Annotated in this window: 11 protein-coding genes; all 11 read left to right on the top strand. The window is 49.8% G+C overall.

The annotated features are described in order from the left end of the window. Nucleotides 1–153: 153 nt before the first annotated feature. Nucleotides 154–1,527, top strand: coding sequence for a bifunctional UDP-N-acetylglucosamine diphosphorylase/glucosamine-1-phosphate N-acetyltransferase GlmU (gene glmU, locus KW93_RS12725; RefSeq protein WP_033543406.1), 1,374 nt, complete (start codon nt 154–156; stop codon nt 1,525–1,527). Between the two features lie 13 nt (nt 1,528–1,540). Then, a complete protein-coding gene (locus KW93_RS12720) occupies nt 1,541–2,503 on the top strand; it encodes a ribose-phosphate diphosphokinase (protein ID WP_033543405.1) in 963 nt (320 codons plus the stop codon). A gap of 97 nt (nt 2,504–2,600) precedes the next feature. Then, nucleotides 2,601–3,242 (top strand): 50S ribosomal protein L25/general stress protein Ctc, encoded by a 642-nt coding sequence (locus tag KW93_RS12715; RefSeq protein WP_033543404.1) that lies wholly within the window; start codon nt 2,601–2,603, stop codon nt 3,240–3,242. A gap of 119 nt (nt 3,243–3,361) precedes the next feature. Next, entirely contained in the window at nt 3,362–3,925 is a 564-nt protein-coding gene (gene pth / locus KW93_RS12710) for an aminoacyl-tRNA hydrolase (RefSeq protein ID WP_033543403.1), read from the top strand. A 63-nt stretch (nt 3,926–3,988) separates the two neighbouring features. After that, nucleotides 3,989–7,522 carry a transcription-repair coupling factor gene (gene mfd / locus KW93_RS12705; protein ID WP_033543402.1) on the top strand — a complete coding sequence of 1,178 codons (3,534 nt, stop codon included), beginning with the start codon at nt 3,989–3,991 and terminating at the stop codon, nt 7,520–7,522. A gap of 27 nt (nt 7,523–7,549) precedes the next feature. Beyond that, the gene (locus tag KW93_RS12700; protein WP_052131619.1) at nt 7,550–9,154 is read left to right on the top strand and encodes a putative polysaccharide biosynthesis protein; all 1,605 of its coding nucleotides are present in this window, start codon (nt 7,550–7,552) and stop codon (nt 9,152–9,154) included. Beyond that, entirely contained in the window at nt 9,151–10,614 is a 1,464-nt protein-coding gene (gene mazG, locus KW93_RS12695; RefSeq protein ID WP_033543400.1) for a nucleoside triphosphate pyrophosphohydrolase, read from the top strand. Before KW93_RS12700 ends, mazG begins: the two co-directional genes overlap by 4 nt. Before the next feature lie 2 nt (nt 10,615–10,616). Continuing rightward, on the top strand, nt 10,617–10,907 hold the full coding sequence (locus KW93_RS12690; protein ID WP_033543399.1) for an RNA-binding S4 domain-containing protein: 291 nt from the start codon (nt 10,617–10,619) through the stop codon (nt 10,905–10,907). A 100-nt stretch (nt 10,908–11,007) separates the two neighbouring features. Further along, entirely contained in the window at nt 11,008–11,394 is a 387-nt protein-coding gene (locus tag KW93_RS12685; RefSeq protein ID WP_033543398.1) for an FtsB family cell division protein, read from the top strand. A gap of 140 nt (nt 11,395–11,534) precedes the next feature. Next, on the top strand, nt 11,535–11,963 hold the full coding sequence (locus KW93_RS12680; RefSeq protein WP_033543397.1) for a S1 domain-containing RNA-binding protein: 429 nt from the start codon (nt 11,535–11,537) through the stop codon (nt 11,961–11,963). 120 nt (nt 11,964–12,083) lie between these two features. Further along, the gene (locus KW93_RS12675) at nt 12,084–12,560 is read left to right on the top strand and encodes a DinB family protein (RefSeq protein ID WP_052131618.1); all 477 of its coding nucleotides are present in this window, start codon (nt 12,084–12,086) and stop codon (nt 12,558–12,560) included. The last annotated feature ends 72 nt before the right edge of the window (nt 12,561–12,632 follow it).

Genomic DNA, 12,632 nt, shown 5'->3' with positions numbered 1-12,632 from the left:
GTTGTCATATATAGAAAGAAAATGCATGCAACTGGGTAAAAACAGACAAATGCAGAAAAATACGCCGCAACGGCTTTTTTTTGCGCTCAGACGCACAAGTTTCATTATCATAGAAAAATTCGAAGACACATCATACGGACGGAGGATCGCTATATGACAAGTACATACGCAGTAATACTCGCGGCCGGACAAGGCACGCGCATGAAATCGAAATTGTATAAAGTATTGCACCCGGTATGCGGCATGCCGATGGTTGAGCATGTGACCGGCAACGTGTCGCAGCTTGGCGTCGAGAAAATCGTTACGATCGTCGGGCACGGAGCGGAAAAAGTGAGAGAGCAGTTGGGCGACAGCAGTGAATACGCGCTGCAGGAAGAGCAGCTCGGCACGGCACATGCCGTTCAACAGGCAGCTTCACTGATCGAAGGAAAAGAAGGCACGACGCTGGTGGTTTGCGGAGATACACCGCTGATTCGTACAGAGACCATGCAGGCGCTTCTGGACCACCACAATTCGAACGGTGCCAAAGCGACAATTTTGACAGCGATGGCGGATAATCCGACAGGTTACGGACGCATCATCCGCGACGACAGCGGCCAGGTTTCGAAAATTGTCGAACAGAAAGATGCATCCGCTGATGAACAGCAAGTCAAAGAAATCAATACAGGAACGTATTGCTTTGACAATAAAGCCCTGTTTGAGGCATTGAAATTGGTTTCAAATGACAATGTGCAAGGCGAATATTACCTGCCGGATGTCATCGAAATTTTACAGAAGCAAAACGAAACGGTCGCGGCCTATGCAACAGACAGCTTTGAAGAAACACTTGGGGTCAATGACCGTGTGGCGCTGAGCCAGGCAGAAAGCATCATGCGTGCACGCATCGCTGAAAAGCATATGCGGGGTGGTGTTTCCATCATCGATCCGGCTTCGACTTATATCAGTGCAGAAGCTGAAATCGGAGCAGATACGGTTCTGTACCCGAACGTCATGATAGAAGGCCGTACCGTCATTGGGGAAGATTGCTTTATATCTTCCAACAGCCGCATCGTTTCAAGCACGATCGGCGACCGTACGGAAATTCGCTCTTCGGAAGTTTACAACAGCGTAATCGGTACGGATACGACTGTCGGACCATTCGCTCACGTGCGTCCGGACAGCAATCTCGGCGACAGCGTCAAAATCGGTAACTTTGTCGAAGTGAAAAAAGCAGAGCTTGGCAACGGCAGCAAGATCTCCCATCTGAGCTATATCGGAGATGCGGAAGTCGGAACCAATGTCAATATCGGCTGCGGCACTATTACGGTCAATTACGATGGCAAAAACAAGCATGTGACGAAAATTGAAGATGACTCATTCATCGGCTGCAACTCAAATCTGATTGCGCCGGTAACAATTGGCAAAGGCTCTTACGTAGCGGCAGGTTCCACCATTTCCAAGGATGTTCCGGAAGACGCCATGGCAATCGCCCGTGCCCGCCAGGAAAACAAAGAAGGCTATGCTTCAAAACTAAACGCGAAAAAATAGGAGGTACACCTTAATGGGTTATCAAAATGCAGACAGTAAACTGAAGATCTTTTCATTGAATTCGAACAAGGAATTAGCGGAGGAAATCGCCAATCACGTTGGCATGCCGCTCGGAAAGAGTTCGGTTACGCATTTCAGCGATGGAGAAATCCAGATCAACATCGAAGAAAGCATTCGCGGCTGTGATGTCTTCATCGTTCAGTCAACTTCTCAGCCCGTCAATGAAAACCTGATGGAATTACTAATCATGATTGACGCGGTCAAACGCGCTTCAGCACGTACGGTTAATGTGGTCATTCCTTATTACGGCTATGCCCGCCAGGACCGGAAAGCCCGTTCACGTGAACCGATCACGGCAAAGCTGGTAGCGAATCTTTTGGAGACAGCCGGAGCTACACGTGTAGTTGTACTTGATCTGCATGCGCCTCAAATCCAGGGCTTCTTTGATATTTTGATCGACCATTTAGTGGCAGTACCTCTCCTTTCGGAATATTTCCTGAACGAAAGCGGCATCGACCTAGAAAATGTCATCGTTGTATCCCCTGACCACGGCGGCGTAACACGCGCACGCAAAATGGCGGATCGCCTGAAAGCGCCGATTGCCATTATCGATAAACGCCGTCCGCGCCCGAACGTTGCCGAAGTGATGAACATTGTCGGTAATGTGGAAGGTAAAACGGCCATCATCATCGATGACATCATTGACACGGCCGGCACGATTTCAATTGCTGCCAGTGCATTGATCGAAAGCGGAGCAAAAGAAGTGTATGCTTGCTGTACGCATCCGGTGTTGTCCGGCCCTGCTGTTCAGCGCATCAATGATTCCGTCATCAAAGAATTGATCATCACAAATTCGATTGCTTTGCCGGAAGAGAAAAAATCACCGAAAATCAAGCAATTGTCTGTAGCGAAACTACTCGCGGAAACCATCGTTCGTGTGCACGAACAAAAATCAGTCAGCACACTGTTTGACTGATCATAAAGCCGCTTCCCACCCTCCAAGGTTTGATGATGGATGCTTCAGGGTATTCAGTACTTATGAACATTTATAAAACTTGGAGGGTGAAATAGATATGGCTACAAAAATCACAGCACAAAAAAGGGAAAGCGGTACGCCGCATTCATCATTGACAGAACTTCGCACGAAAGGTGACGTTCCAGGAGTCGTTTACGGCTACCAGGCTGAAACGACGCCACTTACGGTATCTGAAAAAGATTTGATCAAAACCTTGCGCGAATCAGGGCGTAACGGGGTCATCAATCTTGAATTGGATGGCAAATCCTTGAATGTCGTTTTAAGTGACTATCAAGTGGATGCTTTAAAAGGCAACTTCAAACACGTGGACTTTTTAGCGATCAATATGAGTGATGAGCTGGAAGTAGCAGCGGCTGTACACATGATTGGTGAATCTCCAGGTGAAAAAGAAGGCGGAATCGTGAATCAGCCGAACCGTGAAGTCCATATTAAAGTCAAGCCTTCGGATATTCCGGATGCGCTTGAAGTGGACGTCAGCAATCTTGAAATTGGCGACACGCTGACAGTTGCGGACATCCGCGGGACGGTGAATTACGAAATTCTTGATGAAGATGATTTCATCCTGGTTTCCGTTACAGCACCTCGTACGCAGGAAGAAATCGACGAGCTTGAAGAAGGCGCTGGAACAGAAGGCGCTGAGCCGGAAGTTATCGGTGAAGACGAAACTGGCAAAGAGTAAAAAGCTTAACATGACAACAGAAGAAAACGGGGACTGTCTTCTGAGGCAGTCCCCGTTTTTTTCATCATCACGCGTATGTGGTAAAATAGACAGCAGTGAACAGCAAAGGACGAGTTGCGATGAAGTTGATTATCGGCCTGGGCAATCCAGGCAAAACATATGAACAGACCCGGCATAATATAGGCTTCCATGTCATTGATCATTTGGCATCAAAATGGAATGCGCCGCTGACCCAGGCAAAATTCAAAGGCATGTATTCCGTTATTCACCGGCCGGAAGGCAAAGTGATGCTCCTGAAGCCGCTGACGTATATGAATTTATCAGGTGAATGTGTCGGTGCCGTAATGGACTATTACGATATCGGCATTGACGACATTACCGTCATCTACGACGATCTGGATCTGCCGACAGGGCAATTGAGGCTGCGCCAGAAAGGCAGTGCCGGGGGACATAATGGCATCAAATCATTGATACAGCACTTGGGGACGCAAAACTTCAACCGCATCCGGATCGGCATCAGCCGCCCGCCTGCCGGAATGAAAGTGCCGGATTATGTGCTGTCCCGGTTCTCCAAAGAAGAAAGTGCGGATATGGCGGACGCTGTCCAAAAATCAGCCGAAGCGTGTGAGTTTTGGCTATCCAAGCCGTTTATTGAAGTGATGACTAAATTTAATGGAGCATAGATCTGCTTTGACGCTGGAGGCGTTCAGAGCTTTTTTCTGTTTCCCGGGAAAGGAGGAATCTTCATGAATCATATTTTGCAGGCATTTTCAGAGGATTCTCATGTACAAAAGTTAATTGCCGATTTGAAGAACGGACAGGATCAGCAGCTGGTTTCGGGCCTGTCGGGCAGCGGGCGCACCGTTTTCTACCGCACACTTTACGGCCAGCTTGCTGCACCGATACTGATTGTTACTCCCAACCTGCTGCAGGCGCAGCGGGTCTACGACGATCTGGTGAAATTAATGGGGGAAGAGCTTGTCCATTTGTATCCCGCTGAGGAACTGATTGCAGCGGATGTCTCGTTTTCCGGTCCGGAACTCCGGGCGCACCGGATTGATACACTGGATCATATGGCGAATACCGGCAAAGGCATCTATATCACACCGGTAGCCGGCATGCGAAAATTGCTGCCTTCACGGGAGCAATGGGAGGCCTCAACTTTACGGGTGGAAGACGGAGAAGAGCTTGATACCGGCGAGTGGCTGCTGAAATTGGTGGCTATGGGCTATTCACGTACGACTATGGTGACGGCGCCGGGTGAATTTGCGCTGCGCGGCGGCATTCTTGATGTTTATCCACTGAATTTCGAACATCCGGTACGCATTGAATTGTTCGATACAGAAGTCGATTCGATTCGCTTGTTCGATGCGGAAGATCAGCGTTCAATAAAGAAAATCGCTTCTTTATGCATTTTGCCGGCCAGTGAACTGGTGCTCGACCGGACGCAGCGTACGGAACTTGCGGACCGCATCGAAGATCAATTGGCCGTAACGCTGAAAAAAACCAAGGCTGACGATACGAAAGAGTTATTGCTGCTGTCAATCCAGCATGACATTGATATGCTGCGCCGGGGAGACATGCCGGACCAGGCAGCGAAATATGCTTCGCTGGTGAAAACACAATCTGCTTCTTTGAGCGATTATTTCCCGGGAAATGGTTATGTCTTTTTCGATGAACTTGGCCGCATACAGGAAATGACGGAAACTTTGGAACGCGAGGAAGGCGAATGGATCGTTTCGTTATTGAAGGAAGGAAAGTTTCTTCAGGGAGTCAGTCTGTCTTATACATTCCGGGAAGTCATCGGCCGCCTGGAGCAGAAAATGACTTACCTGTCCCTGTTTGTCCGGACATTTCCGATGGTTTCCATTAAGAAATCCGTTGCCTTTTCGAGCAAGCCGATGCAGTCTTTCCATGGCCAGATGAATTTATTGCAAGCGGAAATGGAACGCTGGGTTCTGGGCAAATTCCGGGTGTTCGTCATAGCGGACGGCGATGAGCGCCTGCGGAAAGTCCGGTCGGTGCTGGAAGATTACGGTATCGAATCCGAAATCCTTACGGAATCAACCCCGGTTCAGCCTGGTAAAGTCTATTTGGCGAATGGAGATCTGGCGAACGGCTTTGAAATGTCGCTGCAGCGCTTTGCCGTCATTACCGATTCCGAGCTGTTCAAACAGCAGCCGAAGCGGAAGGCGCGTGCACAGAAACTGACGAATGCCGAACGCATCAAAAGTTACTCAGAAATAAAACCGGGCGATTATATCGTCCATGTCCACCACGGTATCGGGCGGTATGTCGGAATTGAGACGCTGGAAGTAAAAGGTGTCCATAAAGATTATCTTCATATCGTCTATAAAGCGGATGATAAATTGTTCGTGCCGATTGATCAGATCGATTTGATCCAAAAATACGTTGCCTCGGAAGAAAAAGAGCCGAAGCTCCATAAAATGGGCGGCGCCGAATGGAAAAAGACCCGTGCGAAAGTATCGAAAGCGGTGCAGGACATTGCCGACGACCTGATCAAGCTGTATGCCGAGCGGGAAGCGCTGAAAGGCTTTGCGTTTTCAAAAGAACAGGATATGCAGCGGCAGTTTGAAGCGGAATTTCCGTACGACGAAACGGTGGACCAATTGCGTTCCATCAATGAAGTCAAAAAAGACATGGAAAAAGAACGCCCGATGGACCGGCTGATCTGCGGTGATGTCGGCTACGGCAAAACGGAAGTCGCCATACGTGCGGCTTTTAAAGCGGTGCTTGACGGCAAACAGGTGGCATTCCTCGTGCCGACAACTATTCTCGCGCAGCAGCATTTTGAAACGATGAGCGAACGATTCAAGGATTATCCGATTGAAGTCGGCCTCATGAGCCGGTTCCGTTCGAAAAAACAGCAGACGGAAACCGTCAAAGGGTTGAAAAACGGCTCGGTTGATGTGGTCGTCGGGACTCACCGCATCCTGTCGAAAGACATGCAGTATAAAGATCTCGGTTTACTGATCATTGATGAAGAACAGCGTTTCGGCGTGACCCATAAAGAAAAGATCAAACAGATGAAGACGAATGTCGACGTATTGACGCTGACGGCGACGCCGATTCCGCGGACGCTCCATATGTCGATGATCGGCGTTCGCGATCTGTCCGTCATTGAAACGCCGCCGGCTAACCGTTTCCCGGTGCAGAGTTATGTCATGGAACAGAACGGTGCACTTGTAAGGGAAGCGATTGAACGTGAAATGGCGCGCGGCGGCCAGGTGTTTTATTTGTATAACCGCGTGCAGGATATGACGAGAAAAGTGGAAGAGCTCCAGCAATTGGTACCGGAAGCGCGTATCGGCTATGCCCACGGCCAAATGTCCGAAACCGAACTGGAATCGATCATCATCAGCTTCCTTGACGGCGACTACGATGTGCTGGTGACGACCACCATCATTGAAACGGGCATCGATATCCCGAACGTCAACACGCTGATCGTAGAAAACGCCGACCGTATGGGCTTGTCCCAGCTGTATCAGCTGCGTGGGCGCGTTGGCCGTTCAAGCCGCGTCGCTTACGCCTATTTCATGTACCAGCGCGATAAAGTGCTGACGGATGTAGCCGAAAAACGTCTTATGGCAATTAAAGAATTCACGGAACTCGGCTCCGGTTTCAAAATCGCCATGCGCGATTTGACCATCCGGGGCGCCGGAAATCTGCTTGGTTCCCAGCAGCACGGCTTTATTGACTCCGTCGGTTTCGATCTTTACTCGCAAATGCTCGAAGAAGCGATTGCAGAACGCCAGAGCGGCGTCAAAAAAGAGCCGGTGCAGGAAATCGAGATTTCGCTTGATATCGATGCCTATATTCCGGATTCCTATATCAGCGATGGTTACCAGAAAATCCAGATGTACAAACGGGTCAAAGGCATCGATGAAGTTGAAGAAGTTTCGGAATTGCAGGATGAGCTGATCGACCGCTTTGGCGATCTGCCGCTTGAAGCTGATCGCCTGCTGCGCATTGCCCTTATGAAAGTATGGGGACGCCAGGTGGGTGTCGAGTCGATCAAACAAAATGGCAAAATCATTGCCATTCGTCTCAGTGAAAAAGGCACAGCAGCCGTCAATGGCGGCAAGCTCGTCGAAGAATCTGCGGTATATGGACGCGCAGTTGGCTTCTCTATGTCCGGCCAGCAGCTCGTCATGACAATCGACGAAAATAAAACAGGTAAACATCATCCTTTCGATGTGCTCGAAGGCATGATGAAATTATTGCCGGAATCGCTCCGGGAAACAGAAGCGGCAAATTAAAGAGACAGATGAAATGGGTGAATCCGGTTGAACACAGAAGGTGCGATGAAATCATTTATGAAAGGCGCTGTCCTTTTGACGCTCGCCGGACTGAGCGTGAAAATTCTCAGTGCCGCTTACCGCGTGCCGTTTCAGAATATGGTCGGGGATCAGGGCTTCTATATTTACCAGCAGGTCTACCCGTTTATTGCGGTATTCGGCGTCTGGACTTCGTACGGCTTTGCCGTCGCCGTCTCCAAAATGCTGGCGGATTCGCGGGTGCAGGAACACCGCGCCATTTTTCGCGTCGCATTCTGGACGATTGCCGCTGTTTCATTGGTCATTTTCGGCGCGCTTTTTCTCGGTGCCGATTTATTGGCGGCGTGGATGGGTGATGCCAGGTTAAGTGCGTTACTGAAAGTCGGTTCATTCACCGTTTTGCTGATGGCGCCGCTGGCCGTGATGAAAGGATATTTCCAGGCCAGCAGCCGGATGCAGCCTGTTGCGTATGCCCAGGTTATCGAGCAGGGCATACGCGTCGCTGTTATTCTGATCGGCACCTGGATTGTTGTGGAGCAAGGTTTTTCATTGTATACGGCAGGCCAGACAGCGATGTTCGGCGCCGTTGCCGGGGGACTGGCGGCAGTCGGTCTGCTGCTCCATCATTTCAATAAAGCTGCCGTTCACCACCCGCAACAGGCAGCAGTCCCTTTATGGCAGACTGTCAAAAAGATGCTGGCGATCAGCGTGAGCGTCAGCATGAGTTCATTGATCCTGCTGATTTTTCAGATGGCCGATTCATTTACCATCTTCCGTTTACTTGAAGCAGGCGGTACCGGCACACTGCAGGCCATGGAACAGAAAGGCATATACGACCGCGGCCAGCCGCTTGCTCAGTTCGGTCTGCTTGTGGCCACTTCACTGGCGCTGTCGATCGTGCCGCTGGTGGCGCAGATGCAGAAGAAGCGGAAAGGCCGTTCGGCAGAATTATACGCCACGCTCGCTTACCGGATTTCGCTGCTGTTTGCGGTAGCCGCTGCCGCGGGGCTGACATTCGTCATGCCTTATGTCAATGAAATGCTGTACCGGACGCGTGATGAATCCGCGGCGCTTATCGTGTTCAGCTGGCAGATCGTCTGGATGTCGCTGCTGCTCATTCTGACGGCACTCCTCCACGGCATCGGCAAAGTACGGGTGCCGGCGCTTCTGATGGCTGGCGGAGTGGCTGTAAAAATCACCGGCAACTGGCTGCTGATTCCGCTGTTCGGCGTAATGGGTGCCGCTCTGGCAGGAAATCTCGGTCTTGCGTTTATTGTCGGCGGGCTGGTGATTTATTTTAAACGAATCTGGCCGCTGCGATTTGCGCCTGCTCATTTCTACGGCTGGGTGGCAGTGGCGTCGGCGGCGATGGGCGCCGCAGTGATCGGCTGGTCCATTTTTGCGGACGGCACCGTATTCGATGCGTTGCCTGGCCGCCCTGCATCAACGTTGACCGCGCTGACGGCCGTGCCGCTTGGCGCCGCTGTGTTTCTCGTGATCATTGCCAAAAGCCGCATCATTACGGAAAAACAATGGTATATTATGCCGTTCGGCCGAAAAATGGCCAAGCTGCAATTAATCCTTAATTCAAAGAAAAAAGGTGATGGACGATGAAGACGATTCATATCATCGGTCTCGGCGCTGGAGATCTGGACCAGCTGCCGCTCGGTGTCTACAGAAAATTAAAAAATGCGGAGCGGCTGTACGTGCGCACTGCCGATCATCCTGTTCTCGCTGAATTGGCCGCAGAAGGTTTGGATTATAAAAGTTTCGACGAAATATATGAAAAGCACGATGACTTTGCGCCGGTTTACCGGGAAATTGCCGACACGCTGCTCACGCTGGCAGAAGAAGGCCCTGTCGTCTATGCGGTTCCGGGCCATCCACTCGTAGCGGAGCAGACCGTCCAGCATTTGATCGAAGCAGAGAAAATGGGAAGTTGCCAACTGGCCATCGAAGGCGGCAGCAGTTTCCTTGATCCGATTTTCGGTGCTCTCCGCATCGATCCGATCGACGGTTTTCAACTGGTCGACGGCTCGACAATGACAAGCGATTACCTGAACATGACTCAGCATATTCTGATTGCCCAGATTTACGATACGTTCAGCGCTTCCGAAGCGAAGCTGACGCTGATGGAGAAATATCCGGACGATTATCCGGTCACGATTGTCACTGCCGCCGGCTCCGCGCAGGAAAAATTGCGGACGGTGCCGCTCCATGAACTGGACCGCGCCGCTGAAATCGATAATCTGACGACGGTTTACGTGCCGCCTTCAACCAGTCGTGAAGAGCGGTTGAAGGAATGGCAGACATTCCGCGAAGTCATCGCGGCGCTTCGCAGCCCTGACGGCTGTCCATGGGACCGTGAACAGACGCACGAAAGCCTGATGCCGTATTTATTGGAAGAAACGCATGAATTGCTGCAGGCAATTGAAGAGCAGGATGATGACGCCATTGCCGAAGAACTGGGCGATGTTTTATTGCAGGTGTTCCTGCATGCCCAAATCGGTCAGGACAATGGATATTTCCAACTTGAAGATGTGCTCGAATCGATCAGCGCGAAAATGATCCGGCGCCATCCGCATGTGTTCGGGAATGCGGAGGTCGCCGGTTCAGATGAAGTCGTCAGCAATTGGCAGGCCATCAAAGCACAGGAAAAACCGGAGGCTGACTCATTGCTGGACGGCCAGGACCGCTTCAGTTCATCCCTGACAACATCTTATAACTATCAGAAAAAAGCGGCTAAAGTTGGGTTTACATGGCCTGATATGGAAGGTGCCTGGGAGAAATTCCAGGAAGAACTGCAGGAATTTAAGGAAGAGCTGGCGAATGGTCCAAAAGACCAGCAGCTCGACGAATTGGGCGATTTGCTGTTTACACTCGTCAATATCGCCAGGTTCAACGATTTGTCACCGGAACAGGCGATGGTGCAGGCCAACCGTAAATTCCGCAGCCGTTTCGGTTTCGTGGAGAAAAAAGTGAACGAAGGAACCGGCAGCTTCAGTGATTACACATTGGAACAGCTGGACGGTTTCTGGAACGAAGCCAAACAATTGGCAGGAAAGGGAGAATAATTATGCGCCTCGATAAATTTTTGAAAGTTTCCCGTTTGATCAAACGCCGGACATTGGCGAAGGAAGTGGCCGATCAGGGCCGGATCACCGTAAACGGCAATAAAGCCAAAGCAAGCTCCGTCATCAAGGAAAATGACGAACTGCAGATCCGTTTCGGCCAGAAAGTGGTCACGGTGCGAGTGGATATGCTGAAAGAAAACGCACGCAAAGAAGAAACAGCCAATATGTATACGATACTGAACGAAGAAAAGCTTGAAAAGATAGAACCTGAATTTATTGATGACGAAGTGTAGATTTAAAGGGTTTTATTTTTAATAATTGAAAAAAACCCCTTATATAAGATAGGGTTATCAGGTATAATGGCAACAACGTAAGCAAAGGGGGAAACAAGTCATGAGTTTGAAGAGAGAAAAACCCGCCGCTGCTCCGGAGATAGCTTCAATACAAAATGACTATGTCCGCTCGGTGGAACGCAAAGAAAAAAGGCAGATGGCTCACAAATTGCGATTGTTCAGAAGGCTGGCTGTTTTCGGAGTCGTGGTGCTGCTGGCAAGTATATGGATCGGTACGACCATCTATGCGCAGTCCCAGACACTGACCGAAAAAGAGCAATTGCGGGAAGAAGCGAAACTCGCACTGGAAGAAGTCAAAAAAGAACAGGTGCAATTGGAAGAGCAGATCCTGCTGCTGAATGACGATGAATATTTGGCGAAATTGGCCAAGAAAGAGCTGTTTGTTTCAGAAAATGGCGAGATTATTTTTACATTGCCGGAAAAGTGAAGAAAAAACGTGTTAAAAAGAGTCGTCAGTTGACACTCTTTTTTTCATGGTTATAATTAAAAGTGTGACGGCAAACCGTTACCATAACCTAATGGCTTCACAAAAAGCCATCTTAATTTTTAAGGAGGAGCATTTTTTTTATGTCGATTGAAGTAGGCAGCAAGTTAGAAGGTAAAGTTACAGGTATTACAAATTTTGGAGCGTTCGTACAGCTTCCAACTGGTGCTACAGGCCTCGTGCATATTAGTGAAGTCGCCGACAACTATGTAAAAGACATCAACGATCATTTAAAGGTTGGGGAAATGGTGGAAGTGAAAGTGATGAATGTGGAAGCTGACGGCAAAATCGGCCTTTCCATTCGCAAAGCGAAACCACAGCCAGAAGGCGCTCCACAGCGTCCAGATCGGCCACAACGCCCACGCCCAAGCAACCGTTCGTTTGACCGCGCCCCTAAAGAGAACTTTGAGACAAAAATGGCGAAGTTCCTGAAGGACAGCGAAGAGAATATGACGACGTTGAAACGCGCAACAGAATCCAAGCGCGGTGGCAGAGGTGCAAGAAGAGGCTAACTTGCTAGCTGTTTTAATGGCATGGAAAAATGCTTCAGCGCAGCTGAATCATAATGATAATGGAACGCTTCTCAATCGGGAAGCGTTTTTTTATAAGAAAATTCCTGCTGGAGAGTGATGATGAGGATGGAAAAAGAACAATTGCTGGAAGCTTTTACGGAATACGAAGTCTATTTGGCTTCATTGAATACCCGCATAAAAACTGACGAAGCGGCGCATGAACCGATAGTGGAAGGAAAATGGTCTGTTTCGGAAATCATTGCCCATCTCGGGGCCTGGGACCGGTTCATGCGGGAAGAGCGACTGCCTTTCATGAAAGAAGGGGCAGATATAGAACCGCTGCCCGATGTGGATGCGTTTAACCGGAAAGCAGTGGAACACGTGAGAAATACAGAGTTCCCTTCTGTTCTGGCCAACGCCCAAAAACAGCGCGCCTTACTTGCGAAAGCGATTGAAGAAATGGATCCGGCGGATTTCAAAGCGCCGTTTGCAGTCGGCAGCCACCAGACGGATGCGGCGGATTATTTTGAAGGGCTACTGTCGCACGATGCCCACCATCGCCGCCAGATTGATGCTTTTTTAGAAAAGAAGGCATAAAAAATAAGCGTCCCTGCAAAAGGGACGCTTATTTCTATAAGATGGCGGCAGAGGGGATCGAACCCCCGACCT

This window comes from Planococcus sp. CAU13 (assembly GCF_000775575.1).
In the GTDB taxonomy this organism is placed as follows: Bacteria; Bacillota; Bacilli; order Bacillales_A; family Planococcaceae; genus Planococcus.
Note: the sequence above shows the minus strand (reverse complement) of the source record. Positions and strands in the feature narration are given on the sequence as shown.